Source organism: Rhizobium sp. BT04 (assembly GCF_030053135.1).
GTDB lineage: Bacteria > Pseudomonadota > Alphaproteobacteria > Rhizobiales > Rhizobiaceae > Rhizobium > Rhizobium binxianense.
This window is the reverse complement of record NZ_CP125652.1, coordinates 1,378,461-1,400,986: the sequence shown is the minus strand read 5'-3', so window position 1 is coordinate 1,400,986 and position 22,526 is coordinate 1,378,461. Positions and strand designations below refer to the sequence as shown.

Sequence of the window (22,526 nt, the reverse complement as noted above, 5' to 3'; positions counted from 1 at the left end):
TGGCATCAAGATTTTAGGGCAGTTATGCTGACGTAAATAAAGCAGGCCAAGGAAATGCTGACTTTGGAGGTCGCATGCCGCCGGATACGTTTTTAGCTCTCTTTCTCTTCGCCTTCACGACGTCGATCACGCCGGGGCCGAACAATATGATGCTCTTCGCCTCGGGCGTGAATTTCGGCTTCCGCAGGACGATCCCGCATATGCTCGGCATCGGCGCCGGCTTCTTCACGCTGCTCATCGCCGTCGGCCTCGGGCTCGGCGCGCTGCTGCACACCGTGCCCGTGGTCTACACGGCGCTGAAATTCGCCGGCGGCGCCTATCTCGTGTGGATCGCCTGGAAGATTGCCTCCTCGCGTTCTCTCAGCGAAGGCAAGAGCGGCGCAGCGCCGATGTCCTTTCTCGCGGCGGCGGCTTTCCAGTGGGTCAATCCGAAAGCCTGGGTGATGGCGGTCACGGCGATGGCGACCTATACCAATCCCGAACTCTATCTCATCAGCGTGCTGATCGTCGGGCTGGCTTTCGCGATCGTCAACGTGCCGAGCGTTTCGACCTGGGCGGGCTTCGGCTCGGCGCTTCGGGAATGGCTTTCCGATCCGGTGCGGCTGAAACGGTTCAACATCAGCATGGCTGTGCTTTTGGTGGCGAGTCTCTGGCCGATGCTAAAATAGAGCGATCGCCGGTTTCGTCAGCATCAGCCAGAGAATGCCGACGACAGCGAAAAAGGCTGGAAAGCCGCAGGCGAACCAGATGCGGTAGAGGCTGAAATAGACGGGCGGCAGAGCGCTCCCCGCCATTGTTGCGACGCGAGCGAGATTACGCAGCCGGATCTGGATCCAAACGACCGGCAGCCAGAACAGGCCGGTGACGACATAAAGCAGCAGCGACAGCGCAATCCAGCCTTCCCAAAGATCCCATCCGATCGAGCGGGCGAGCAGTGTGCCAGTCACCGGCTGGAAAATGGCTGCCGTCGCGGTGAAGATCGTATCGGCAATGACGACGGTGCCGGCGACATGGGCAATCAGTCTGGGATCGCGCGTGCGGTGCGCCATCACCATGAAGAAGGCAATGCCGGCGCCGGTGCCGAAGAGCACGGTCGCGCCGATGACATGGGCAAGCAGCAGCCATTCCTCAAGCATCAGCGTTCGTCCTGGGTGGCAAGTGCGGTGAGCGTCAACAGGATGGACGGCAGCACCTTGACGAGGGGCCCGAGCGGATCGAGCCAGAGCACGGGTTCGAGCAGGCTGGCGCCGGCGAGATAGGCGAGCGACACGCCAAGCATGCCGAGAAGGGCGCGTTTCGCCAGGGGACGGACAAGCACGGCGGCGCCGAGCGCGATGTCGATGAGGCAGGTCGCAAGCGTCGTCGTCGTTGCCGCCGCCTCCGGCATGAACGGCAGGAAGTGGGCGGATGTCTTCTCCAGCGACAGCAGCGGGATCAGGCCGGAGAGCAGCCAGAAGGCGGAGAGGCCCGATATGACGAGCGGCTTCAGGAGATAGAGCCGGCCAAACCAGAGATCCTGGACGCCCGAGGGGTTGGCTGCGAGCGTTTCCGCCGCCGATGTGGCGGCAAGCCCGCTTTCTCGTCTGACGCTTCGTATGCCCTCCTGCATGACGGTCATCGCCGTTGAGCGTAGCGGCGAACGCCAGCCGAGCAGGCCCGCCATATCGGCCAGCCGCGTCACGGGCTTTGCAAGCCACGGGGCAAGAGAAAGGACGCGGACGGTCGGCAGGCCCAGCCATTGCCGGTGAAGACGGACGAGATCGGCGAGCGTAAGCACCTCGTGGGCGGAAAGAACGATATCCCCGCGGAGATCGCCTGCGACCGCCCGCGACACGGCTTCCGCCACGTCGTCCACGGAAAGTGTTTCGACCGGGCTTTCGGCATGGACGAGCGGCAGCGCCAGCGGGAAGGCGGCAAGTGCGCGCAAGAGCGACGAGCCGCCATGGGCATTGCGGCCGAGAACGAGGGCGGGGCGCAGGATGAGATGAGGCAGGCCGCTTGCCGCCAGCGCTTCGTCGGCCCGCCGCTTGGTGGCGAGAAAGGGCAGGTCACCTGCCGGGCCCGCCGTCCTTGCCGATATCTGCACGATCAGAGGCTGCGATGAGCGTTTGGCGGCGGTGTAAAGCGCCAGCATCGCCTGGGCCTGGGTGGCCGCCAGATCGTCCGATAGACCGTCCTGCAGGGCGCCGGCACAATTGACGACGACATGCTGGTCCTTGAGGATATCGTCCCAATCCTCAGGTTTCGTCATACGGGAGAGATCGGCCTGGCGCCAGCCGATCGCAGGCTGCTTCAGCCGTGCACGCGCCGGATTGCGCCCGAGGCCGGTCACGGCGTGGCCGTCGGCCACCAGCCGGGCCGCGACGATGGAGCCTATGAAGCCGGTAGCGCCGAGAATCAGGATGTTCATGGCAGGAGATTAGCGGAAAAGTTTGAAGGGGATAGGAGGGCTTGGCGGGCGCGTTGTGTGTGATAGAAAGAGGGGAGAAGTTTGCGCTGCTTTCCACGGGCGATGCTTTGAGAAGGGCGAGGCCTTGCCACGATTCTGCTTCTCCCCAGCGGGGAGAAGATGCCGGAAGGTAGATGAGGGGGCGAGCGGCGAAGCCGTGAGTGCACGAAGCGTAAGCGAAGGGGCAACGATGACGGGCGTGCCGTGCGGCGAGCCGCGGATCTCGCTTACTTTTCCGTCAGAGAGTGTTGAGAGCCGCTTATCTGCCGTACCGGGAGGACATTGCCTTGCACGATCATGACCACCACGACGACGAACATCATCACCATCACGACAACCACTATTCCGACATGCAGGCGCGCGTGAAGGCGCTGGAGACGTTGCTGACGGAGAAGGGCTTGATTGATCCGGCGGCGATCGATGTGATCGTCGAGACCTATGAGACCAAGGTGGGGCCGAGAAACGGCGCGCATGTCGTTGCCAGGGCCTGGAGCGATGCCGATTTCGCCGAGTGGCTGAAGCGCGACGCGACGGCGGCGATATCAAGTCTCGGTTACACCGGCCGGCAGGGCGAACATATGCGCGCCGTCTTCAATACATCTGAGACCCACAATCTCATCGTCTGCACGCTCTGCTCCTGTTATCCCTGGTCGGTGCTCGGGCTGCCGCCGGTCTGGTACAAGGCGCCGGCCTATCGTTCGCGCGCCGTCATCGATCCGCGCGGCGTGCTTGCCGAATTCGGGCTGACGCTGCCCGAGGAGAAGAAGATCCGCGTCTGGGATTCGACGGCGGAGCTGCGTTATCTCGTGATCCCCGAGCGGCCGGCGGGGACAGAAGGGATGGACGAAGCCGCACTTGCCGGGCTCGTCAGCCGCGATGCGATGATCGGCGCGGCGATCGCAGGCAGCTCGAAGATTTCAGCTGCCGGCAGCCCGGAGGCTCTGCCATGAACGGACCGCATGATCTCGGCGGCCAGATGGGCTTCGGGCCTGTCGCGCCCGAAAAGGACGAGCCCTGTTTCCATGCCGAATGGGAAAAGCGGGCGCTCGGCATCACGCTTTCCTGTGGCGCTTTCGGCGCCTGGACGATCGATGAAAGTCGCCACGCGCGTGAGAATATCCCGCCGGCCGATTACCTCGCCGCCAGCTATTACGAGATCTGGATCCGCGGCATCTACAAGCTGCTCGAGCGGCATGGTTTTGCGACGCGCGAGGAACTCTCGTCCGGGCGGAAGCTGCAAGGTGGCGCCGTGCCGAAGCGGGTGCTGAAGGCGGACATGGTGCCTGCCGCTCTGGCAAAGGGTGGGCCTTGCGATCGTCCTGTTGACACCGCGGCGCTCTTCGCGGTCGGCGAACGCGTGAAGACCAAGAATTTCAATCCGGTGACCCATACGCGGCTGCCGCGTTATGCCCGCGCCAAGACCGGCAAGGTCGAGGCGGTGCAGGGTTCGTTTGTCTTTCCCGACGATAATGCGCATGGCAAGGGCGAGAACCCGCAATGGCTCTATACCGTTGTCTTCGACGGCGGCGAGATCTGGGGCGAGGGCGCGGACCCGTCGCTGACGGTCTCCATCGATGCGTGGGAGAGCTATCTTGAGCCTGTGTGAAACCCCCTCGCAGCTCTCGCAATCACCGGGCCTGCCGAAGTCGCCGGCGGGTGATCCCGTCTTCCCGGAACCCTGGGCTGCCGAAGCCTTCGCCATGACAGTGCATCTGCACGAAAAGGGTGTCTTCACCTGGAGCGAATGGGCTGCGGCGCTTTCGACGGCGTTGCACAGGCCTGGCCGGGCCGAAGACGGCAGCGACTATTTCGACTGCTGGGTGGAGGCGCTTTCGGATCTGCTCGTCAGTCGCGGCGTGGCGGATGCCTCCGCCATCCTCGCCCTGCAGAAAAGCTGGCAGCGGGCCGCCGAGGCGACGCCGCATGGCAAGCCGATCGAGCTTGGCAACGATCCGCTGCGCTGATCGCTCACGACGGGAATTGCCGATAGCACTCCTCGGCCACCCCTCGCAGCGTCTCGCGCGAGATTTCGCCGGTGACGGCGTAGCCGAGTTCGCCGTCGATCCAGTAAAAGGTTTCGAGATTGCCCGACGAGGCGAAGCGGAAGCTCGTGGTGCGGTTTTCCCTATTGCGGCCGACCATGACGGTCAGGCGCTCGCCGGACTGGTTTTCGTACATGAACATCGCCCCCGGCCTGCCGTCGACCGGCAGCAGGCGGCCTCCGACCAGCTTGAAGCCGAGCGGCTGCAGGTTCGGGATCTTGAGGTTTTCGATCGCCAGTCGCTTGCCGAGCCAGGTGGCAAGATGCGCCTCCTCATCGGCGAAGACCTCGACGGGGTGGCGGACCTCGGCAGCATAGACGGTGAAGGCGGTCTCGGCCTGCTTCGGCAGGGTTTCGGAGCTGGCAAGCTGCAGCTCCGGCTCTTCCAGAAGTGCGGTGCCATAATGGCCGCTGACGGCGCCGAGCGCGAAGACGAGGAGAGCCGCGGCGGCAACCGCCCAGCCTTTTGCGGTTGGCGAGACCGCGCGCGGGGGCGCGACGAGCAAGGCATCGGTTTCCTTGGCCTTCTCGTAACCGGCAAAAAGGGAGCGGATGCTTGTGTTCTGCGCCTGCCATTCGGCGACCATCTCCGCCTCGTCGGGATTGTCGGCAAGATAAGCCTCGATGCGGGCACGCGCCGATTCCGGCAGCTGGCCGTCGGCATAGGCGTGGAGATCGGCTTCGGTGACGATCGGGTTGGCTTCGTTCATTTCGGTCTCCGAAGCGTAATGACGTTGTCGGCCTTCAGCCGCTCCGTGACGCGCTGGCGGGCGCGCGACAGGCGGGACATGACGGTGCCGATCGGGATATCGAGGGCTGCGGCAACTTCGCCGTAAGTGTATCCCTCAATGACCACGAGCATCAGCACGGCGCGGTGCTCCTCCGAGAGGCTGTTCAGCGCGTCGTCGAGCCGCGCGCGCTCCAGCGGATCGGCCGGCGGTTCGGGTGCGGCGATATCCTCCGCGGCGACGAGTTCAACGAGGCCGTCGCGCGCCTTGCCGCGCCGGCCGTTGCGGTAGAGATTGGTCATGATGGTCAGGACCCAGCCGCGGAGGTTGAGGCCGCGCCATTGGCCGCGGCGCGCCAGCACCTTTTCGACGCAATCCTGGAGCAGGTCCTCGCCATCGGCATCCGAACGCGTCAGGCTGCGCGAATAGCGCCTGAGCGCGGGCAGGAGGGCCAGGATCTGGCCCTCGAAACTTTCGGGTGCGGGTGTTTTCACGCCAGCCGCTCTCTTGTGATCAAGGCTCCTGCGATCAAGGTTTGGCGAGATCCCAGTTGCCGCCGACGCCGTCGCCGGTGATGTCGCCGGACTTCTTGTCCTTGACCCAGTAGTAGAGCGGCATGCCGTTCTTGGCCCATTGCTTCGTGCCATCCTTACGGTCGATGATCGAATATGCACCATCGGCCTTGGCATCGGAAGCCGCCATCAGCGGCGGCCAGTTCTTGGCGCAATCGTCGTTGCAGTTGGAAACGCCCTTGGCATCCTTTTTGAAGGTGTAGAGGGTCATGCCGTTTTCGCCGGCAAGCACCTTGCCCTTGGCGGATTCGACTTCCTTGACGGGAGGGGCGGCGAAAGCAGCGGTCGCGGCGAGGGCGGCTGCCGCTACGACGGACAGGAATTTCACGGATGTCATGATGTCTCTCCTCAGGTTGGGCACGCAATGCTGCGATACCTGAGATGAGACACGGGCGGAGGCGATTTTATTCCCGTCACAGAGAAAGTTTTGTCGCGGCAACGGTGCGTTGCGGCAAGTACACCGATCAGCCCTCATGGCGAGGAGGCCCGCAGGGCCGTCTCGAACCACGAGAGCGGGTGGCGGGGCGCGTGCCTGCTGCATGCAGATTTGCCGGGTCCAGCGCCAGTGGCCAGCCCCGTCCTTCGGGGCGCCTCAGGATGAGGCCGGAGAGAGGACGAGCGCTAATTTTGCAAATCATTTACATCCACTCGATTTGTGGATATCATATATCCTTAATTTCATTCCCAGAACCAGCCATCATGTGAGTTGCTGAATGATCCTGAAAAGCCAGGTCGAGTGGGCGCTGCACTGCTGTGCCATTCTCGCGGGCCTGCCCGAGGGCAGGTATCTCTCCACCAAGGCGCTCGCAGAGCTTCATGGCCTGCCGAAGGAATATCTTTCCAAGGCGCTGCAGAGCCTTTCGCAAGCGTCGCTCGTCGAGACCACGCTTGGCCCGAGCGGCGGCTACAGGCTTGCGAGGGGGGCTTCGGAGATCAATTTTCTCGACATCGTCGAGGCGGTCGAGGGAAAGGCGCGCAGCTTCACCTGCACAAATATTCGTGAGAACAATCCATGCCGGCCAGCCGGATATTGCGACAGCAAGCCTTGCGCGGTCGCGCGCGTCATGTGGGAAGCCGACGAGGCTTGGCGGAATACGCTGCGGCGCGTCCAGCTTGCGGATCTCGTCGGCACCTTGTCGGAGGAGGTCCCGGCCGACATTTGGCAAAGTACGTTCCAATGGGTCCTCAAGCGCGCCGGCTGATTTCGCCTTTTGGTTTGCGCAATTCCGGACGCAAACCGCTGCACACTTTTTGCTAGGAAGGTCTAGGCCCTGAAGATGGTCCTGATGGTTTTCAGAATGGCGCGCGCGTTGTGGCCGTGTTCCGGGGGCAGGGCGCCGCCGTCGCGGAAGCGCTCGGCGCGACCGGCGAGGTCTTCGGCGATTTCTTCAGCCAGCGCCGGACGCTCATTCAGCAGCGGCGCGAAGGCCTCCTGATTGATTTCATAGGTGATCACAGGGGTCAGAGCCTCCAGGGTGCAGACTTCCTGCATGCCCGCCAGCAGGCCGGTCTCTCCGAAAAAATCACCCGGCGCCAGCCGTCCGCGCTCTTCCTCGCCGTGCCGCGCCGCGATGATGCCGGCCCGCACCATCATCAGTGAGGGAAGCATTTCGCCCTCCCGCACGATGACATCGCCCTTGCGGAATTCTCGCACAGCGGTGGTCTCGGCGAGCTTGCGCTTTTCATCTGATGTCAGCGTCGCAAAGATCGGAATGGCCTCGATCAGCGCAATCGGCGTCACGCTGGGCGGTTGCGCGGTCTCTTCGGACGGCAGATCAGCCGTCAGGATTGTCGCGGACGCCGGAACGGCGATAAGCAGGCCGGCCGATTTGCAGTGGCGATAGACGAGATCCAGCACCTCGTTTCGCGCCGGCACACGCTGGCTGGGGCTCTTCACCCGGAACTGCAGCTCGACCTCAAGCGCGGTGGCATCGAGCCCCTTCAGCGCCACGACCGGCGGCGGCTCGCGCACGATCGAATTGCAGCTTGCAAGCGCCGTTACCATGATGCGCCGGACCGATGCCGGCATCCGCGTCGGGGCGATGCGGATGGTGAGGGTCAAAAGATGGCTCTCGTCCGGCCGGCTGATATTGGTCAGGCCGAGCTTTGCCAGAAAACTGTTCGGCAGGACGACGATATTGTTGGCGCTGGTCAGGATGTGCGCCGCGCGCCAGTTGCTTTCGACGACCCGTCCCTCCGTACCGTCGCTGAGAAGGATCCAGTCGCCGATGACATAGGGCCGGCCGAGGGTCAGCGCGATGCCGGAGAAGACGTCGGCGAGCGTGTTCTGGAGCGCGAGACCGAGAATGATGGCGACCACGCCCGAGGTCGCAACGAGGGTGCCGATCGGCACGCCGAAGACGAAGGCAAGGATCGAGAGCGCCATGCCGATATAGACGACGCCGATGACGAGATCCTGGAGGAGGCGGGCCTCCCGCGGGCTGCCCTCCAGCACCAGATACAGCCTGATGAAACCGATGACGGCCCATGCCAGGTGAACCCACCAGAGCGATTTTGCGAGAACGACGAGTAAGGCCTGCGGATCTTCCGATTGATATTCCTGAAACCGGTGGGGTTCGATGCCGCTGCCGACGAGGATCAGCGTCATCACACCAAAGAACAGGATCTGCACCACCAGTCGCGTCGTCGGCCGCTGGCGGGAAAGCAGATGCCAGACGATGATGCCGGCGAAGCCGACTGTTATGAGCGATATCAGAGGCTTGCCGAAGAACACGTCGTAGATCATCTCTCTTTGTCTCCGGAAGGGGCGGGCGGCACATGATTCAGCATCTCGGCCGCCCGCGCAAGCATCGGAGCTTCGCGCGAACGGCAGCAGTGAACTGTCAGTTCTGGAGCGGATAGGTCAGCTCTTTCTGGTCGGTGTCGACGACGAAAACGGCGAGCAGACGGGCGGGCTCAGTCTCGCTGCCATTGGCGCTGACGCCATGGCGGTCGCCCGGCATTTCGGAGAAGTTCTCCCCGGCCTTATAGACCTTGACCGGGCCGTCATTGACCTGGCTGCGGATCGACCCTTCGAGCACCGTGGCGTAGATGAAGGCGGAGTCCGGATGGGTGTGGCCTTCGGAGAAGCCGCCGGGTCCGTATTCGACCAGCACGCCCTTGATGCTCTTGCCCGGCACGTTCGGTAGCTCGTGCTGATAGACGAGCGTTACCTTGGCGGACTTGCTGCTGTCGTGGGCGCTGGCGCCGGTGACGGCCAGAAAGGCGAGAGCGGCGGCGACGACTGATTTTCTGATCATGGGAATCTCCATGTTGCTGGGGTGGAGAGGACGCGCTCAAGCCGCCGCGTCCTGAGAGCAAGCCAGTCACTTCGGCTGGGCGGACTTTGCGAACCACTCTTCGAAGGTTATCGATCCGAGCCGTGGGTTGCCGTCGGAGACGAGCGACCGGTCGTTCAGCCTTGCGCCGAAATATCTCGCCTCGACATCGGCCTCGACGGTCCTCGGGTCTTTCATGGCCTTCAGATACCGGGCCACGAGTTCGCTGAGACGAGCCCGTTCCGGGCCTGATATCTCGACCGTCGCGTTGGCAGGCGGTGCGAGCGCCACCTCAGCCATGGCGTCGGCGACGTCGTCGGAGGCGATCGGCTGCACATAGGCCGGCGACAGAATGACCGTCTGGCCGACGGTGCCGGATTGGGCGATACCGTTCAGGAATTCCATGAACTGCGTCGAATGCACGATCGTATAGGGAATGCCCGACGCCTTGATCAGCTTTTCCTGGGCGAGCTTGCCGCGGAAATAGCCGCTCTCCTGCAGGCGCTCGGTGCCGACGACGGAGAGCGCGATATGGTGCTTCACGCCGGCAACTTTTTCGGCGGCGAGAAGATTGCGGCCCGAAGTCTCGAAGAATTCGAGCACCGCCTTGTCCTCGAAGGACGGCGAATTGGCAAGGTCGAGCACGACTTCGGCGCCTGCGAGCGCCTCTGCCAGCCCTTCTCCGGTGATCGTGTTGACGCCGGAGTTGGGCGAGGCGGCAATCACTTCATGGCCGCGCTTGCGCAGGCGTTCGACAGTCTTCGAACCGATGAGGCCGGTTCCGCCGATGACAACGATTTTCATAACAGATCTCCGTTCGCTGCCGGGGTACGGCGGCGTCAAAGTTGAATCTTCTCAATGAATTGCGAGGATCAGTTCAGGCCGGCTTTGTCGAGGCCGTAAGCCTTATCGGCTGAGCCGGGGACAGTCTTGAAGCCGACATTGACGCGGTTCCAGGCGTTGATCGCCATGACGACGAAGGTCAGGTCGGAGATTTCCTTTTCGGAAAGCTGGCCGCGAACCCGTTCGTAGATCTCATCGGGAATGCCGCCTTCGGCCAGCTTTGTCAGGGCTTCCGTCCAGGCAAGGGCGGCACGCTCGCGGGGGATGAACAGGTTCGATTCCCGCCAGATGGCGACGTGATGGAGCCGCAATTCGCTCTCGCCGAAGATCTTCGCCTGCTTCACGTGCATGTCGAGGCAAAAGCCGCATCCGTTGATCTGCGAAGCGCGGATCTCGATGAGGGCCTGAAGCTTGTCGTCGATTACGCTGCTCTTTAACGCCATGCTGAATTCCATGAACTTCTTGAAAAGCTCGGGGGACTGCTGGGCGTAGTTCAATCTCTGGCTCATGTCATCTCTCCTCTAATTAAGGATATTTGATATCCTTATGGATAAAAAATATCCTTAATTGCTGGACTGTAAAGCCCTTCCAGCTTAGTCTGGCTGCATAAAGCCTATGCGCAAAAGTATGAGGGGTGGGGATGGATATCGTTTCGGCATTGCGGACTTTCCTGCGCGTCGTGGAGACGGGTTCGTTTTCGGCAGCGGCGCACGATCTCGAGGTGACGCAGCCGGCGGTCTCGCGGCAGGTCGCCGCCCTCGAAGGCCATTTCAACACGCGCCTCCTGCATCGCACCACGAGCGGCCTGTCGCTGACGGCGGAGGGGGAACGGATGCTGCCGATGGCGCTCCGGATACTCGAAGCGGTGGAGGAACTCGGCGATGCCGCCGGATCGAACGGAGCCACGGCTTCCGGAAAAGTCAGGCTCAGCGTTCCGGCGCCGCTCGGCCTCTATCTCAGCGAAAGGCTCGGTGATCTTCTCGCCTTGCATCCGAAACTCTCGGTGGAACTGCTGTTCAGGGAGCAGAGCTCGGATATGATCGAGGAGCGCCTGGACCTCGAAGTGCGCCTCGGCCCGGTCGCCGACAGCAGCCTTGTCTGCCGGCGGATCGGCTGGACGACCGCCTTCCTCGTCGCATCGCCCGCCTACCTCGCGCGCAAGGCACCGCCGCGGACGCCGAAGGACATCAGGGACCATGAATGCCTCTGTTACAACAGGGCGGGCGAGGCCAATGCATGGTCTTTCTCGAACGGCTCGGAGGATATATCCGTCAGGATCTCGCCGCGGCTGACCGCCTGCAACGCCGTCGCCATTCACAGGGCAGCGCTTGCCGGTGCGGGTCTGGCGGTGCTCTCCCACATCATTGCCGTGCCTGATATCGTCGCCGGCCGGCTGATCCCTGTGATGGAGGATTTCCAGCCGAGCCGCCTGCCGATCACCGTCGTCTATCCCTCGAGGCGCAACATGCCGTTGCGCGTCAAAACGGTCCTGGACTTCTTGAGCGATGCCATCGGACAAGACCCATCGATGGGCACAAGCGGCATGGACCGGCGGTGGGAGCTATGATTGCCCCGCCGAGCGGTTCGCACCCGGGATCTTGCCGTCGTCGGCGATGCCGCATCAGTTTCCGCCTTGCCTAACGCCCGCGAATCCTGCCAAGTCGTGCAATCATGCAATTTGCGCCGCAACAAGACGAAGCCCTCAAGGCTGTTTCGAAATGGCTGAATGAAGGGCGCTCGCCGCTCTTTCGCCTGTTCGGCTATGCCGGAACGGGAAAGACGACGCTTGCCAAGCATTTTGCCGAGAATGTCGACGGCGACGTGCTGTTTGCCGCCTTCACCGGGAAGGCCGCGCAGGTGCTGCGCTCACGCGGCGCCTCCAATGCCAAGACGATCCACTCGCTGATCTACCGGCCGCGCGGCGAGGAGGCGGTGGAGGACGAGGAAACCGGCAAGACGTCGATCGCGCCGATGTTTTCGATCAACCGGCAGAGCCCAGTCGCAAAGGCGGCGCTGATCATCGTCGACGAATGCTCGATGGTCGACGAGGCGCTCGGCAAGGATCTGATGAGCTTCGGCACGCCGATCCTGGTGCTCGGCGATCCCGGCCAGCTGCCCCCTGTCAGCGGCGGCGGTTACTTCACCAATCAGGATCCGGATTACCTGCTCACCGACATTCACCGCCAGGCGCGCGACAATCCGATCATCAAGCTTGCCATGCAGGTGCGCGAAGGCAATGAGGTGATGTATGGCGATTACGGCACGGCCAAGGTGATCTCGAAGAACGAGGTGACGCAAGATCTGGTGATGAAGGCCGACCAAGTGCTCGTCGGCACCAACCGGACGCGCCGCCGCTACAATCAGCGTCTGCGCGAGCTGAAAGGCTTCAATGCCGATTATCCGCAGACCGGCGACAAGCTCGTCTGCCTGCGTAACGACCCGGCCAAGGGCCTGCTCAACGGCTCGCTCTGGCAGGTGATGACCTCGTCGAAGGAAACGACGAAGCCCGGCATCAATCTGCTGGTCCGTCCCGAGGACGACGACATGGACCGCGGCGCGGCCAAGATCAAGCTCCTGAAACAGGCCTTCGAGGATGTCGAAGGCGAGATCCCCTGGAACACCCGCAAACGCTACGACGAATTCGACTACGGCTATGCGCTCACCGTTCACAAGGCGCAGGGCTCGCAATGGAACGACGTCGTGCTGTTTGACGAGAGCTGGGCGTTTCGCGACACGCGGGAGCGCTGGCTCTATACCGCGATCACACGCGCGGCGGAGACGCTGACGATCGTCCGTTGACGATTGGCGCGGAGGCGACGGTGGCGGCCGTCGGAGGTCTGTTCAGGCCTGCACGATGCCGAGCAGAACCGCCTTGGCGATGGCCTGGAAGCGGTTGTTGGCGCGGAATTTCAAGATGATTCCGGCTTCGAGATCCCTAGTCTCGTCATGCTTCAGGTCGAGGGCCCGGGCGATGCGCTGGGTGGAATAGCCTTCCGCCATCAGTTCCAGGCAACGCCGTTCCTGCGGGGTCAGGCTGGCGCTGTCCTGATTGTCGTTCAACGGCGGCTCTTCGATGCTGCCGTCGAAATCCAGGAGGTCGCCGACCTGCTGGAGCTGGCGGTGCAGCGTCGACATCTCGGCCGTCAGCTCGCGTTTGCGCACCTGCAGGGCCTCGCGGAACATCCCCTCGGCTCTTTCCTGCGAATCGGCCTTGCGAAGCTCGTCCATCAGTTCCTGGATGACGGCAATCGGCATGCCCGTCTCGCGGCAGACGGTGATGACCGCCATGCGCATCACATCGTCTTGTCCGTAGACCCGCATCAGGCCGATCCGATTGGCCGAAATCAACTGTTTTTCTTCGTAGAAATGCAGTGTCCTGTGCGTAACGCCGAATGCGTTTGCCATATCGGCAATGGGCACGGGACCGTCTGGTAGATCCGGCGGCAGCGCGGCCGAAGGCAGAAACCGGTATTTGGACCGGGCCTCCGACGCAATACCGGCGGTAGCAAACAGGCGTTTGGAACCGTCTGGCATGAACCCTCCTAGGGCATCGTGTTGCACCTCATGCGGATTTGCCAGTTGCTTCCCGGGCGCGGCGAGTGGGGTTTTCCTCTAGGCATTCTTATCATGGGAAGAAGCAGTACGCGGCCTACGTTTAAGCGATACAATGTCCACGTTATGCGTGAACGATCTTTTTTATAAGTGCTAAAAATAATCTCTTTTAAATGGGATAGCAACGTGACGGCATATTTTACGCCGGTTATCGGGTGTGTTGCAGCAAAACATCTGCTGCGCTGCGGTATCTGCCGGTCGTCTTCAAAGGCGACGGGAATTACTATTTGCGGTACGCACGGGGTGAATGCCCTGGCCCATCAGCGATCTGCATCGCATCCATCTGCGAATCTCGTTGGCCATCGCACGGCACTTGGCTTAAAAGCAGGGCCTCTTATTTCCGTGACCGATGGATATCAGCCATGCCCGCCAAGCTCTCCGTGAACCTCAACGCCATCGCCATGCTACGAAACCGGCGCGATCTGCCTTGGCCGAGCGTCGAAGCGCTCGGACGAGTGGCCCTTGCTTCCGGCGCAAGCGGATTGACGGTGCATCCACGCCCCGACCAGCGGCACGTAAGATTTTCCGACCTGCCTGTGATCCGCAATCTGATCGACGATGAATTCCCCAAGGCCGAGTTCAATATCGAGGGCTATCCCACAGAGGAATTCTTCGAACTCTGCGCCGGGGCGGCGCCCGAGCAGGTGACGCTGGTGCCTGACGATCCCGCGCAGGCGACCTCCGATCACGGCTGGGATTTTCGCACGCACCGCGCGTTCCTGACCGATGCCGTCGCGCGGCTGAAGAGGATGGGATGCCGGGTCTCACTGTTTGCCGATGGCGATGGCAACGCCGAAGCCGTCGAGATCGCCAAGGCGGTCGGTGCCGACCGGATCGAACTCTACACCGGCCCCTATGGCGGCTGTTACGACGCGCCGGAGCGGGCTGCCCCGATCCTTGAAGCGCTCGGACGGACGGCAGATGCGGCCCTTGCGATCGGCCTCGCCGTCAATGCCGGTCATGATCTGACGGTCGAAAATCTGCCGGCATTGGTGAAGCGCATTCCTGAACTGGCCGAGGTTTCGATCGGCCACGGACTGACTGCCGATGCGCTGGAATACGGCATGGCGGAAACGGTGCGGCGGTTCCGCCGGGCGTGTGGGCAGGCGGTTTGAGGGGGCGTTGCCTTCAAGGCTTTGACCGGAAGCGGGTTATTACGTCACAGAGCGCGGCTGGAAGGAAGAGTCTCCCGCGCCAAAGGACTTGGGCGCGCTGGATTCCTGGGACGAGCACAGAATGGGGGTGGGAGAGGTAGCGCATCCCATCAACCGTTGTCTCAATGTAGACGGGAAATCTTGGCGAAGGCGCTTAATTCACCCTCCCTCATTCCTGTGCCTGTCACAGGAATCCAGCCACGGCGCGTCGGCGCCGTGAGTGACTCATCTGACGTGATGAGGGATCCAGAATCGGAGTTTGCTGCATCCCCGCGGCAAACGCAGGGATGCGGCATAAAGGCTCAATGGCCTCCGGCATTGCCTGAAGCCGTCAAAGCAGCCTTGTGCTGCACGAAGAAATCCTTCAGCGGCTGCGGCTGTTTGCCGGTCAGCTTGGTGAAGTCTTCGGTGACGATGTCGAATTTGCCGGCGCGGGTGTTGGCGTCGGCCGAAACCAGCATGTCGGCGACGAAGCCGGGGAGGCCGGCGCCGCGGATGCCCTGGCCGAGCTGCTCGTCATTGACGTCGACCACGTCGAGCGGCCTGCCGGCGACATCCGAGACGATGGCGGCGATCTGCCGGTTGGTCAGCAGCTCGGCGCCGGTCAGCGTATAGGTGGCGCTGTCGGAGATGCCGGAGGCAAGGGCGGCTGCGATCGCCAGCGCGCAGTCGTCGCGCGAAATGGTCGAGATCTTGCCGTCGCCCGTGGCGCTGTACCATTTGCCGCCCTGGAGATTGTGCGGCATGCCGTGCAGGTAATTGTCGTGGTACCAGGCGTCACGGATGATCGTATAGGCGATGCCGCTCGCCTTGATGGCGTCTTCGCTGCCGAGATGGTCGGGTGCGAAGGTGACGAGCGAATCGTCGGGCGCCGGCATCGAGGTATAGGCGATGTGCTTGACGCCCGCCTTGGCGGCGGCAGCGACGGCGGCCTTGTGCTGGGTGAGGCGTTTGCCGGGAGTATCGAGCGCATCGGTGCTGATGATCAGCAACCGGTCGACGCCGGCGAAAGCCTTCTCCAGCCCGGCCGCGTCATCGAAATCGGCCTTGCGGGTGACGACACCCTTATTCGCGAGCTCGGCGAGCTTTTCCGGGCTGCGCGTTGCCGCGACGATGTTGCCGGGGGCAACATTATAGGTCTCGATCAGGTGATGGATGACACGCTGGCCGAGCTGTCCGGCCGCGCCGGTCACCAGGATGGTTTCGCTCATACGTCGTTTCCTTCTGCGTTCTGATGGTGGTCTCAAAAAGAGAGTAACACTAGAATAGGAATTGACTTCACGGTGTAAAGGAGGCAGTTTTTTGGCTGTACGTTACCAAAAGGGAACCAGCAGATGAGCGGCGCAGTCGTCAGTCTGAAGAACAGGACGCCGGGGATGCGGCGTGAGATCGATCTCGCCGATCTCGATTTTTCCAATTGCCCAGTCCGGGACATGATGCAGCAGATCGGCGGCAAATGGTCGACACTGCTGCTCGAAGTGCTGGCGGCCGAGCCCCGCCGCTTTGGCGAGCTGCGGCGCATGCTTCCCGATATTTCGCAGCGCATGCTGACGCAGACGCTGCGCGACCTCCAGAGGGACGGTTATGTCAATCGCGAAGTCTTCCCGACCAAGCCGCCGAGCGTCGAATATTCGATGACCGATCTCGGCCGCTCGCTCTACCAGCCGCTGTCGCAGCTTCTGAACTGGGCGGAAGCGAACCATGAGGCGGTTCGCGCCGCCCGTTCGCGTTTCGATTCCGCCGACAGCTAGCCGTCATTCCGTCGGTCGCGTAAACAGCGCGCGGAACAATTCTTCCGATCGCCGTAAACCTTTGTCGCTGAGGACGACGGCGGTGAGCGGGTGCGCGCGTGCTCACCGTATGTGCGAATTTGTAAACCGGCATTGGGGTTTTTGTATCGGGTCTCAGATTTTACCTTCCTGTCTGCCGCGTCCTTCCGTCAGGAATAAGAGGAAGGCCAGCGCGGGGAAGCAGAAGCCGATCCAGGCCGCCATCGTCCAGCCGCCGGTCGCATAGGCCCAGCCGCCGAGCGCCGAGCCGAGCGCGCCGCCGGCAAAGAAGGTGGCCATGAAAAGGCCGTTCAGCCGGCTGCGGTGTTCCGGGTTCAGGCCATAGATGGCGCGCTGGCCGCAGACGAGATTGGTCGTGACCCCGAAATCGAGCATGATTGCCGCTACCGTCAGAAGGATCAGGGCGATGAGCGAGCCGTCGCCGGCGAAATGGCCGATCAGGAAGGAGGCCATGCCGAGCAGCATGGCAATCGTCGAGGCGATCTTCGTCATGCCGCGGTCGGCGAGCCGGCCGGCGATCGGCGAAGCGACGGCGCCGGCGGCACCGGCAAGCGCGAAGAGGGCGATGCCGTTCTGCGTCAGGCCGAAAGCCGGGCTTGCGAGCAGCAGCGGCGTCGTCGTCCAAAACAGGCTGAAGGCACCGAACATGCCGGCCTGATAAAGTGCCCGGCGCTGCAGCACGCGTGAGGTCAGCGCCAGGTGGCCCATGGAAGCGAGCAGCTCGCCGTAGCGCAGCTTTGTCTTCGGCCGGCGGACCGGCAGGTTGGCGCGCAGGACGACGGCGAGCACGATCATCAGCGCTGCGGTGATGTAATAGACCGTATGCCAGGAGGACGCCTCGGCGACGAAGCTTGCGAAGGGGCGGGCGAGCATGATGCCGCAGAGCAGGCCGCTCATGACATTGCCGACGACTTGGCCGCGTGTTGCATCGGGCGCCATGTTGGCGGCGAAGGGAACCAATACCTGAACTGCGACCGAGGAGAGGCCAATGCAGAGCGAGGCGACGAGGAAGGCCGTGGGTGTCGAAGAGAGCGCTGCGCCGATCAGGGCAAGGGCGGAGACTGATATCAGCAGCAATACCAGACGGCGGCTCTCCGTGAGGTCGCCGAGCGGCACGATCAGCAGCAGGCCGAGGCCGTAGCCGATCTGCGTCAGCGTGACGACCAGGCCGGTTGCGGCGGGCGTGAAGCCGAGATCGGCGCTGATCAAGCCGGCGAGAGGCTGGCCGTAATAGAGATTGGCGGCCACCAGCCCGCAGGCGGCGGCGAAAAGGAAGGTGAGCCAGGGAGATAGCGCCCGTGGAATGGCCTTGTCCGGCGTGGTGGCTGAAATGCTCATCAGAAACTCCGGTATGATTGAAAAATTAGTCACAAATCGTTCTGCCGCCGACCACCCGTTTCCCGCGGGGAAATGCACGGCATTTCCCCGGGGGAATATCATGTCACCAGCTTCATCGCGGCTTCGGCAGCCGTCGCCATCTGCTCGCCGCTGCGTCCCGTCTTGCCGATGACGCGCATGCCCTTGGTCAGGCAGAGAAGGGCAAGCGCTACCGCCGACACATCGAGATCCGCCGAAATCGAGCCGTCGGACTGGCCGAGGCGGATGAGGTCGGCGAGAAGCGTCTCGTCGGCCGTGAAGGCGGCAGCGACGCGCGCGGCCGCCTCTTCGTCGAAGAGCGCGAGATCGCCGGCGCTGCCGACAACGAGGCAGCCCTGCCGGCCGATCTGCCCGTGCGAGGAGGAGGCAAAGAAGGTGATCAGCGCATTGAGCTTGTCTCGGCCGGTCTCGACGCCGGCGAGCCTGGCGTCGAGCAAGCCGCGGCGTACCGCGCGGTAGCGATCGAAGACGGCAAGAAAAATGCCGCGCTTGTCACCGAAGGCCTTGTAGACGCTGCCGGCAGCAAGCCCCATAGCTTCGGTGAGTTCGCTGATCGAGGCGGCGTTGTAGCCGCGCTCGGAAAAGACGCGGAGGGCCGCGTCGAGGGCGGCGTCCGCATCGAATTCCCTCGGACGGCCACGGCCCCGGGTCTTCTCTTGACGGTCGAGGGTTGTTGCATTCATGTCCGCCTAATTAGGAAATGATCGTTTCCAAATCAAGCGAAATTTTGCGACGCAGCAAACCAGAGAGTGAGCTCACAAGGTAAGAGCCCAGTTTTGACCGTTGGCCTCCGGACCGAACATTCGATGTCTCCCCTCGGAGACAAGGCGGAATCCTGTTTTGACGTAGATGGCGCGGGCGGTCTCCAGCATGTCGTTCGTCCAGAGCTGGATCTCACTATAGCCCTTCTGACGGCAAAAGCGGATGCATTCGCCGACCAGCAGCTTGCCGAGCCCGAGACCGCGGGCTGATTTGTCGACATAAAGCAGCCGCAGCTTGGCGATGCCGTCGCCGCCATTGGTGATGAGGACCGAGCCGATATTGACCCCGCGGCGTTCGGCGATCCAGCAATATTCCAGGGCAGGATCGAAGTTGGCGAGGAATTTTCCGGCGACCTCGGCGACCAGTGCCTCGAAGCGCAGATCCCAGCCATATTCCTCGGCATAGAAGCGGCCCTGGCTCTGAACGATCCAGCCGATATCACCGGCGCGGTGGGCACGGATGATGGCGGGCGCCGGCTTTGCCGCCGGGTCGAGCAGGGCGCGGATCGTGCCCATGGCGCGGACCGCCGCCTCCGGCTCGCCGGCCGCCAGATCATCGAAACGGGCGGCGATCTGCGCGTTGGCGCGCCGGCCGAGTTCCTCGAATTTCTCTCGTCCCTGGTCGGTGACAATGATGACCTTGCTGCGCAGATCGGCCGGATCGGGACTGGTCTCGATCAGTCCCTCGGCGCGAAAGCGCTTGAGGATGCGACTGAGATAGGCCGGGTCGAGATGAAGGTCGCGGAAAAGGCTCACGGCGCTGATGCCATGATGCGAGCCGATCTCGAAGAGGACGCGGGCATCGGTCAGCGTGAAGGGCGAGTCGAGATAGGCCTTGTTCAGAAGGCCGAGGAAGTTCGTATAGAAGCGGTTGAAATCGCGGGCGGTTTCGATGAGGGCGATGTCGGACATGATGATCTCCAAGGGGAGATCCCTGTCGGTTTGTTGACAAACCCCGCCCTTTGCTCCGCGTCATCCTCGGCCTTGTGCCGAGGATCTGCTGCGCCTGATGCAGATGCTCGGAACAAGCCCGAGCATGACGAAAGAGAAGTTGGCCGCTTTGTCAGTAGGCCGACAAGGATCTTCAGATAGAGACTATGTCGTGTATTTAGTGGACTGAGTCAAATAAATTGTCGGTGCGTATCAGGCCGCTTCCTCTTTCGCCACTTCTTCGGCGCCGAGCGCGAAATCGACCGCCGCGCGCGCATGGATCGCAGTCGTATCGAAGCCCGGCAGCGGCAGGCGGTCGGGATCGAGGATCATGCAGATCTCGGTGCAGCCGAGGATGATGCTGTCGGCGCCGCGATCCACTGCGCGGTCGATGATATCGATCAGCTTTTCGCGCGAGCTGTTGTGCACTCTGCCGGCGCAGAGCTCGTTGAAGATGATGTCGTGCACGGTGGTGCGGTCGGCTGCATCAGGCACCATGATGTCGAGACCGAGGCTCTTCATGCGTTCGGCGTAGAAGCCGTGCTCCATGGTGTAGCGGGTGGCAAGCAGCAGCGGGCGCTTGCTGCCGGCGGCATGCAGCGATTTCGCCGTCTCGTCGATGATATGGATCAGCGGCACGGAAATCCCAGCTGCGACCTCATCGGCGATCAGGTGCATGGTGTTGGTGCAGATCAGGACGCAGCTGGCGCCGCCAGCCTCGAGGCGCTTGGCCACGTCGCGGAGGCGGCGCCCGGCCCCATCCCAATCACCCGCCCTCTGAAGAGCGACGATCTCCTCGAAATTGACCGAATGCAGAATGAGCTCCGCCGAGGCGAGGCCGCCCTTGCGGACGCGCACCATCTCGTTGACGAGGCGGTAATAGACCGCCGAACTTTCGAAACTCATGCCGCCGATCAGACCGATCGTTTCCATCTCTTCATGCTCCTCATGCTTCGAGTTTCGAAAATCATGCCGCAAGGGCGGCGCGGCGTGTTTGCATTGTTTGTCCTGTTCGTCGAACGTGTGCTATTATTTTGCGCGATTTGGAGTAATCGCGCAAATCAGGGGCGGAAGGTTCATTTCTCACACATGCTTGATGATCGCGACAGACGCATTCTCGACATGCTGCAGAAGGATGCAGGCATATCCGTGACCGACCTTGCGGAACGCGTGGCGCTTTCGGTGTCGGCCTGCTCACGGCGCATTCAGCGGCTCGAAGAAAGCGGCCATATCGCCCGGCGCATCTTCGTGCTCGACCGGGAGAAAATGGGCGTGCCGACGACGGTCTTCGCTCTCGTCAAGACCGCGCACCATTCCGACGAATGGACGGAAAGCTTCCGCAGGATCATCAGCGATATTCCCGAGATCGTCGAGGCGCACCGGTTGACTGGCAACCACGATTACATCCTGAAGATCGTGCTGCCGCGCGTCGAGCATTACGACGTGATCTATAAAGGGATCGTGCGCAAGCTCGAGCTCTTCGACGTCTCGGCGTCGATCTCGATGGAAGAATTGAAACATGGAATGGCGATACCCGTGGGTTACGCCCGGTAAAATGTCATTTGAAGGGGCATGATAGTATGAGCGATAGCGATATTCGTAGCTTTTTCATGCCGGGGGAAAAGCTTCTTTGGTCAGGGCGTCCCGGACAAGGATTTCTTTTGACATCGCGGGATTTCCTCCTCGTTCCGTTCTCGCTTCTCTGGGGCGGCTTTGCGATCTTCTGGGAAATTACCGCCATCAGCACGGAAACGCCGGTTTTCACAAAAATTATGGGGTATTCCATTCGTGCTCATAGGCCTTTACATAATGGCCGGACGTTTTTTCGTCGATGCCGCTGCGCGGGCGCGGACGGAATATGTGCTGACCAACAGACGCGTGATCATTCGCAGAAGCGGACTCTTTCGACATTTGTCCACCAACCAGCTCGAACTCCTGCCGTCGATCAGTCTTGAAGAAGGCAGCCGCGGCAGGGGTACGATCAAGTTCGGCGAGCCGCCCAATAGGAGGATGAGCGGCTGGACGCCAAGTCTGGCCAACGAACCTCAGCTTCTGGGGATCGAGGATGCGCGACACGTTTACGGCCTCCTGGAAACAGCACGGTCGGATTGCACTAGGAGCCGATAATTTTCAGCGCCATTGATAGGGATTAATTTGTCTCTATACGGAACGTTTTTCGACATATTACGTTCACCTTTGGTTCAGGAGGGGGTAAGATATTTCCCCCACTTGGAGGAGGAGAACAGTCATGAGAAAGCTAACCGTCGCCGCGTTGTGCTTGATCATAGGTGCCCCCGGCATCACGCCGGCTCAAGCGTTTCCGGCCATCAACCCACCCAGGATCGAAGCACCGCAGCCAATAGAGCAAGTGCAATGGCGTGGCCATGGCGGCCACTGGGGTGGCGGCCATGGCGGCCACTGGGGTGGCGGCCATTACCGAGGCGGGCATTACGGCCATCATCACGGAGGATCTGGTTGGGGCTGGGCCTTGGGCGGTCTGGCCGTCGGCACCATCATTGGCGGCGCATTGGCACAACCCTATTACGGCTCGTATTACGGTTCACCCTACGGCTACGGCTCGCCCTACGGCTATTATGGTTCGCCGTATCGCTATTATGGCTCGCCCTACCGCTATTATGGCCGGCCCTATCGCGCCTATGCGTCGTCTGCCTATTATGGAGGGGGGAGCAGCCACGAGAGGTGGTGCTATGCGCGTTATCGGTCGTACAGGGCGTTCGACAATACGTTCCAGCCCTATTACGGACCCCGTCGCCAGTGCGTCGGTCCCTATTGATTTGGCACGTTACGCATATGTCGCTGTGAACTGATCGCCGGCCGGCGACCGTCGTGCGACCCTTCGAATGGCATGCCTGTCACATCCCGACCGAGGCTCGGTCGGGACAGGTATAACTCTGCCTGACTTCCGCTCCCCACCCTTCGCTGCGCTGGATTGCAGCAATAGCTGATGATCTCGGCGCCCTCGACTGCGAT

Annotated in this window: 27 protein-coding genes and 1 pseudogene; 12 read left to right on the top strand and 16 right to left on the bottom strand. The window is 62.2% G+C overall.

The features are described from left to right. Positions 1 to 74: 74 nt before the first annotated feature. Entirely contained in the window at positions 75 to 668 is a 594-nt protein-coding gene (locus QMO82_RS15480) for a LysE family translocator (RefSeq protein ID WP_183606714.1), read from the top strand. Here QMO82_RS15480 and QMO82_RS15475 read toward each other — a convergent pair. After that, the gene (locus QMO82_RS15475) at positions 660 to 1,136 is read right to left on the bottom strand and encodes a DUF2269 domain-containing protein (protein WP_183606715.1); all 477 of its coding nucleotides are present in this window, start codon (positions 1,134 to 1,136) and stop codon (positions 660 to 662) included. The genes QMO82_RS15480 and QMO82_RS15475 overlap by 9 nt on opposite strands. Beyond that, positions 1,136 to 2,410: an SDR family oxidoreductase gene (locus QMO82_RS15470; RefSeq protein WP_183606716.1), complete on the bottom strand. Its 1,275-nt coding sequence runs from the start codon at positions 2,408 to 2,410 to the stop codon at positions 1,136 to 1,138. Before QMO82_RS15470 ends, QMO82_RS15475 begins: the two co-directional genes overlap by 1 nt. A gap of 326 nt (positions 2,411 to 2,736) precedes the next feature. On the opposite strand from QMO82_RS15470, the gene nthA reads away from it, so the two are divergent. The 3 genes from nthA to QMO82_RS15455 are packed head-to-tail and all read left to right on the top strand — an operon-like array spanning position 2,737 to position 4,413. Then, entirely contained in the window at positions 2,737 to 3,399 is a 663-nt protein-coding gene (gene nthA, locus QMO82_RS15465; protein ID WP_183606717.1) for a nitrile hydratase subunit alpha, read from the top strand. Next, entirely contained in the window at positions 3,396 to 4,055 is a 660-nt protein-coding gene (nthB, locus tag QMO82_RS15460) for a nitrile hydratase subunit beta (protein WP_183606718.1), read from the top strand. The genes nthA and nthB overlap by 4 nt, the downstream gene beginning before the upstream one ends. Then, positions 4,042 to 4,413: a nitrile hydratase accessory protein gene (locus QMO82_RS15455; RefSeq protein ID WP_183606719.1), complete on the top strand. Its 372-nt coding sequence runs from the start codon at positions 4,042 to 4,044 to the stop codon at positions 4,411 to 4,413. The genes nthB and QMO82_RS15455 overlap by 14 nt, the downstream gene beginning before the upstream one ends. A 4-nt stretch (positions 4,414 to 4,417) precedes the next feature. On the opposite strand, the gene QMO82_RS15450 is transcribed toward QMO82_RS15455, so the two are convergent. Genes QMO82_RS15450 through QMO82_RS15440 form a run of 3 tightly spaced genes read right to left on the bottom strand, consistent with a single transcriptional unit; the run spans position 4,418 to position 6,127 of the window. After that, positions 4,418 to 5,200 carry an anti-sigma factor gene (locus QMO82_RS15450; RefSeq protein WP_183606720.1) on the bottom strand — a complete coding sequence of 261 codons (783 nt, stop codon included), beginning with the start codon at positions 5,198 to 5,200 and terminating at the stop codon, positions 4,418 to 4,420. Next, complete coding sequence (locus QMO82_RS15445) at positions 5,197 to 5,712, bottom strand: RNA polymerase sigma factor (RefSeq protein ID WP_183606721.1); 516 nt, start codon at positions 5,710 to 5,712, stop codon at positions 5,197 to 5,199. The genes QMO82_RS15450 and QMO82_RS15445 overlap by 4 nt, the downstream gene beginning before the upstream one ends. 34 nt (positions 5,713 to 5,746) lie before the next feature. Beyond that, positions 5,747 to 6,127: a hypothetical protein gene (locus QMO82_RS15440; protein ID WP_183606722.1), complete on the bottom strand. Its 381-nt coding sequence runs from the start codon at positions 6,125 to 6,127 to the stop codon at positions 5,747 to 5,749. A gap of 376 nt (positions 6,128 to 6,503) precedes the next feature. Here QMO82_RS15440 and QMO82_RS15435 point away from each other — a divergent pair, with 376 nt between their 5' ends. Beyond that, entirely contained in the window at positions 6,504 to 6,992 is a 489-nt protein-coding gene (locus QMO82_RS15435; RefSeq protein WP_183606723.1) for an Rrf2 family transcriptional regulator, read from the top strand. A gap of 62 nt (positions 6,993 to 7,054) precedes the next feature. Here QMO82_RS15435 and QMO82_RS15430 read toward each other — a convergent pair whose 3' ends face one another. The 4 genes from QMO82_RS15430 to QMO82_RS15415 form a co-directional block, all read right to left on the bottom strand. Continuing rightward, positions 7,055 to 8,536: a mechanosensitive ion channel family protein gene (locus QMO82_RS15430; RefSeq protein ID WP_183606724.1), complete on the bottom strand. Its 1,482-nt coding sequence runs from the start codon at positions 8,534 to 8,536 to the stop codon at positions 7,055 to 7,057. A gap of 97 nt (positions 8,537 to 8,633) precedes the next feature. Next, positions 8,634 to 9,050, bottom strand: a complete 417-nt coding sequence (locus tag QMO82_RS15425) for a cupin domain-containing protein (RefSeq protein WP_183606725.1) — start codon at positions 9,048 to 9,050, stop codon at positions 8,634 to 8,636. A 66-nt stretch (positions 9,051 to 9,116) separates the two neighbouring features. Beyond that, positions 9,117 to 9,872, bottom strand: a complete 756-nt coding sequence (locus QMO82_RS15420) for an SDR family oxidoreductase (RefSeq protein WP_183606726.1) — start codon at positions 9,870 to 9,872, stop codon at positions 9,117 to 9,119. A gap of 68 nt (positions 9,873 to 9,940) precedes the next feature. Beyond that, on the bottom strand, positions 9,941 to 10,420 hold the full coding sequence (locus tag QMO82_RS15415; RefSeq protein ID WP_183606727.1) for a carboxymuconolactone decarboxylase family protein: 480 nt from the start codon (positions 10,418 to 10,420) through the stop codon (positions 9,941 to 9,943). 131 nt (positions 10,421 to 10,551) lie between these two features. Here QMO82_RS15415 and QMO82_RS15410 point away from each other — a divergent pair, with 131 nt between their 5' ends. Both QMO82_RS15410 and QMO82_RS15405 read left to right on the top strand, forming a co-directional pair. Further along, positions 10,552 to 11,478, top strand: a complete 927-nt coding sequence (locus QMO82_RS15410; RefSeq protein ID WP_183606728.1) for a LysR family transcriptional regulator — start codon at positions 10,552 to 10,554, stop codon at positions 11,476 to 11,478. Between the two features lie 104 nt (positions 11,479 to 11,582). Continuing rightward, the gene (locus tag QMO82_RS15405; RefSeq protein ID WP_183606729.1) at positions 11,583 to 12,710 is read left to right on the top strand and encodes an ATP-dependent RecD-like DNA helicase; all 1,128 of its coding nucleotides are present in this window, start codon (positions 11,583 to 11,585) and stop codon (positions 12,708 to 12,710) included. A gap of 42 nt (positions 12,711 to 12,752) precedes the next feature. On the opposite strand, the gene QMO82_RS15400 is transcribed toward QMO82_RS15405, so the two are convergent. Further along, positions 12,753 to 13,445: a MerR family transcriptional regulator gene (locus tag QMO82_RS15400; protein ID WP_183606730.1), complete on the bottom strand. Its 693-nt coding sequence runs from the start codon at positions 13,443 to 13,445 to the stop codon at positions 12,753 to 12,755. Positions 13,446 to 13,885: 440 nt separating this feature from the next. Between QMO82_RS15400 and QMO82_RS15395 the strand changes: the two genes are divergently transcribed. Continuing rightward, the gene (locus QMO82_RS15395; protein ID WP_183606731.1) at positions 13,886 to 14,638 is read left to right on the top strand and encodes a pyridoxine 5'-phosphate synthase; all 753 of its coding nucleotides are present in this window, start codon (positions 13,886 to 13,888) and stop codon (positions 14,636 to 14,638) included. A gap of 341 nt (positions 14,639 to 14,979) precedes the next feature. Here QMO82_RS15395 and QMO82_RS15390 read toward each other — a convergent pair whose 3' ends face one another. Beyond that, positions 14,980 to 15,888 (bottom strand): SDR family oxidoreductase, encoded by a 909-nt coding sequence (locus tag QMO82_RS15390; RefSeq protein ID WP_183606732.1) that lies wholly within the window; start codon positions 15,886 to 15,888, stop codon positions 14,980 to 14,982. A gap of 123 nt (positions 15,889 to 16,011) precedes the next feature. Here QMO82_RS15390 and QMO82_RS15385 point away from each other — a divergent pair, with 123 nt between their 5' ends. After that, complete coding sequence (locus QMO82_RS15385) at positions 16,012 to 16,428, top strand: helix-turn-helix domain-containing protein (RefSeq protein WP_183606733.1); 417 nt, start codon at positions 16,012 to 16,014, stop codon at positions 16,426 to 16,428. Between the two features lie 153 nt (positions 16,429 to 16,581). Here QMO82_RS15385 and QMO82_RS15380 read toward each other — a convergent pair whose 3' ends face one another. From QMO82_RS15380 to QMO82_RS15365, 4 genes are all read right to left on the bottom strand, one after another. Further along, positions 16,582 to 17,805 (bottom strand): MFS transporter, encoded by a 1,224-nt coding sequence (locus QMO82_RS15380; RefSeq protein ID WP_183606734.1) that lies wholly within the window; start codon positions 17,803 to 17,805, stop codon positions 16,582 to 16,584. Positions 17,806 to 17,903: 98 nt separating this feature from the next. Further along, entirely contained in the window at positions 17,904 to 18,527 is a 624-nt protein-coding gene (locus QMO82_RS15375; RefSeq protein ID WP_183606735.1) for a TetR/AcrR family transcriptional regulator, read from the bottom strand. A gap of 72 nt (positions 18,528 to 18,599) precedes the next feature. Then, positions 18,600 to 19,517: a MarR family winged helix-turn-helix transcriptional regulator gene (locus QMO82_RS15370; RefSeq protein WP_183606736.1), complete on the bottom strand. Its 918-nt coding sequence runs from the start codon at positions 19,515 to 19,517 to the stop codon at positions 18,600 to 18,602. Positions 19,518 to 19,748: 231 nt separating this feature from the next. Then, the gene (locus QMO82_RS15365; protein WP_183606737.1) at positions 19,749 to 20,468 is read right to left on the bottom strand and encodes an aspartate/glutamate racemase family protein; all 720 of its coding nucleotides are present in this window, start codon (positions 20,466 to 20,468) and stop codon (positions 19,749 to 19,751) included. A gap of 17 nt (positions 20,469 to 20,485) precedes the next feature. On the opposite strand from QMO82_RS15365, the pseudogene QMO82_RS33825 reads away from it, so the two are divergent. Both QMO82_RS33825 and QMO82_RS15360 read left to right on the top strand, forming a co-directional pair. Then, positions 20,486 to 20,587 (top strand): annotated as a pseudogene (locus QMO82_RS33825) (hypothetical protein); the annotation flags it as partial. Positions 20,588 to 20,624: 37 nt separating this feature from the next. Continuing rightward, complete coding sequence (locus QMO82_RS15360; protein WP_183606738.1) at positions 20,625 to 21,089, top strand: Lrp/AsnC family transcriptional regulator; 465 nt, start codon at positions 20,625 to 20,627, stop codon at positions 21,087 to 21,089. 216 nt (positions 21,090 to 21,305) lie between these two features. Here QMO82_RS15360 and QMO82_RS15355 read toward each other — a convergent pair whose 3' ends face one another. Beyond that, entirely contained in the window at positions 21,306 to 21,611 is a 306-nt protein-coding gene (locus QMO82_RS15355) for a hypothetical protein (RefSeq protein WP_183606739.1), read from the bottom strand. Between the two features lie 172 nt (positions 21,612 to 21,783). Between QMO82_RS15355 and QMO82_RS15350 the strand changes: the two genes are divergently transcribed. Continuing rightward, positions 21,784 to 22,329 carry a BA14K family protein gene (locus QMO82_RS15350; protein ID WP_183606740.1) on the top strand — a complete coding sequence of 182 codons (546 nt, stop codon included), beginning with the start codon at positions 21,784 to 21,786 and terminating at the stop codon, positions 22,327 to 22,329. Positions 22,330 to 22,526 lie beyond the last annotated feature (197 nt).

Bases quoted from the DNA above. Each gene is read 5' to 3' on its own strand.
- QMO82_RS15375 (WP_183606735.1), bottom strand. From the start codon at position 18,527: ATGAATGCAACAACCCTCGACCGTCAAGAGAAGACCCGGGGCCGTGGC.
- QMO82_RS15470 (WP_183606716.1), bottom strand. From the start codon at position 2,410: ATGAACATCCTGATTCTCGGCGCTACCGGCTTCATAGGCTCCATCGTC.
- QMO82_RS15370 (WP_183606736.1), bottom strand. From the start codon at position 19,517: ATGTCCGACATCGCCCTCATCGAAACCGCCCGCGATTTCAACCGCTTC.
- QMO82_RS15440 (WP_183606722.1), bottom strand. From the start codon at position 6,127: ATGACATCCGTGAAATTCCTGTCCGTCGTAGCGGCAGCCGCCCTCGCC.
- QMO82_RS15435 (WP_183606723.1), top strand. From the start codon at position 6,504: ATGATCCTGAAAAGCCAGGTCGAGTGGGCGCTGCACTGCTGTGCCATT.
- nthB (WP_183606718.1), top strand. From the start codon at position 3,396: ATGAACGGACCGCATGATCTCGGCGGCCAGATGGGCTTCGGGCCTGTC.
- QMO82_RS15410 (WP_183606728.1), top strand. From the start codon at position 10,552: ATGGATATCGTTTCGGCATTGCGGACTTTCCTGCGCGTCGTGGAGACG.
- QMO82_RS15380 (WP_183606734.1), bottom strand. From the start codon at position 17,805: ATGAGCATTTCAGCCACCACGCCGGACAAGGCCATTCCACGGGCGCTA.
- QMO82_RS15480 (WP_183606714.1), top strand. From the start codon at position 75: ATGCCGCCGGATACGTTTTTAGCTCTCTTTCTCTTCGCCTTCACGACG.
- QMO82_RS15405 (WP_183606729.1), top strand. From the start codon at position 11,583: ATGCAATTTGCGCCGCAACAAGACGAAGCCCTCAAGGCTGTTTCGAAA.
- QMO82_RS15420 (WP_183606726.1), bottom strand. From the start codon at position 9,872: ATGAAAATCGTTGTCATCGGCGGAACCGGCCTCATCGGTTCGAAGACT.
- QMO82_RS15360 (WP_183606738.1), top strand. From the start codon at position 20,625: ATGCTTGATGATCGCGACAGACGCATTCTCGACATGCTGCAGAAGGAT.
- QMO82_RS15395 (WP_183606731.1), top strand. From the start codon at position 13,886: ATGCCCGCCAAGCTCTCCGTGAACCTCAACGCCATCGCCATGCTACGA.
- QMO82_RS15390 (WP_183606732.1), bottom strand. From the start codon at position 15,888: ATGAGCGAAACCATCCTGGTGACCGGCGCGGCCGGACAGCTCGGCCAG.
- QMO82_RS15400 (WP_183606730.1), bottom strand. From the start codon at position 13,445: ATGCCAGACGGTTCCAAACGCCTGTTTGCTACCGCCGGTATTGCGTCG.
- QMO82_RS15475 (WP_183606715.1), bottom strand. From the start codon at position 1,136: ATGCTTGAGGAATGGCTGCTGCTTGCCCATGTCATCGGCGCGACCGTG.
- QMO82_RS15365 (WP_183606737.1), bottom strand. From the start codon at position 20,468: ATGGAAACGATCGGTCTGATCGGCGGCATGAGTTTCGAAAGTTCGGCG.
- QMO82_RS15450 (WP_183606720.1), bottom strand. From the start codon at position 5,200: ATGAACGAAGCCAACCCGATCGTCACCGAAGCCGATCTCCACGCCTAT.
- QMO82_RS15385 (WP_183606733.1), top strand. From the start codon at position 16,012: ATGAGCGGCGCAGTCGTCAGTCTGAAGAACAGGACGCCGGGGATGCGG.
- QMO82_RS15415 (WP_183606727.1), bottom strand. From the start codon at position 10,420: ATGAGCCAGAGATTGAACTACGCCCAGCAGTCCCCCGAGCTTTTCAAG.
- QMO82_RS15430 (WP_183606724.1), bottom strand. From the start codon at position 8,536: ATGATCTACGACGTGTTCTTCGGCAAGCCTCTGATATCGCTCATAACA.
- QMO82_RS15350 (WP_183606740.1), top strand. From the start codon at position 21,784: ATGAGAAAGCTAACCGTCGCCGCGTTGTGCTTGATCATAGGTGCCCCC.
- QMO82_RS15425 (WP_183606725.1), bottom strand. From the start codon at position 9,050: ATGATCAGAAAATCAGTCGTCGCCGCCGCTCTCGCCTTTCTGGCCGTC.